This is a genomic window from Vibrio marinisediminis, assembly GCF_014050145.1.
Classification (GTDB): domain Bacteria; phylum Pseudomonadota; class Gammaproteobacteria; order Enterobacterales; family Vibrionaceae; genus Vibrio; species Vibrio marinisediminis.
This window is the reverse complement of sequence record NZ_JACFYF010000116.1, coordinates 1-321: the sequence shown is the minus strand read 5'-3', so window position 1 is coordinate 321 and position 321 is coordinate 1. Positions and strand designations below refer to the sequence as shown.

Below are 321 nucleotides of genomic sequence, written 5' to 3'. Positions count from 1 at the left end.
ACCCTTCCTGCTGCAGCGGATTTTCGAGTTGTCGGAGGGGCGGAGCCTGCGGTCCAACATCGCGCTGGTCAAGAACAATGCCCGGCTGGCGGCGGATATCGCCGTGGCCTTGCACTCCTAGGCGCCCGGCCGGACGCGCAGGCCCTCGCGTCAGGTGAAGACGACCGTTCTCTGCCCGTTGAGCATCACCCGCCCCTCCAGGTGGCGTTTGACGGCGCGGGCCAGCACACGGGATTCGATATCGCGCCCCACGGCCACCAGATCGTCGGGGGTCATCGAGTGGGTGATGCGCTCGGCCTCTTGTTCTATGATCGGTCCCTC

1 protein-coding gene is annotated in these 321 nt (G+C 66.4%); it reads left to right on the top strand.

Going from position 1 to position 321, the window contains the following annotated elements:
• The first annotated feature begins 7 nt into the window (after nt 1-7).
• The gene (locus H2O73_RS23605) at nt 8-121 is read left to right on the top strand and encodes a pseudouridine-5'-phosphate glycosidase (RefSeq protein WP_497997506.1); all 114 of its coding nucleotides are present in this window, start codon (nt 8-10) and stop codon (nt 119-121) included.
• The last annotated feature ends 200 nt before the right edge of the window (nt 122-321 follow it).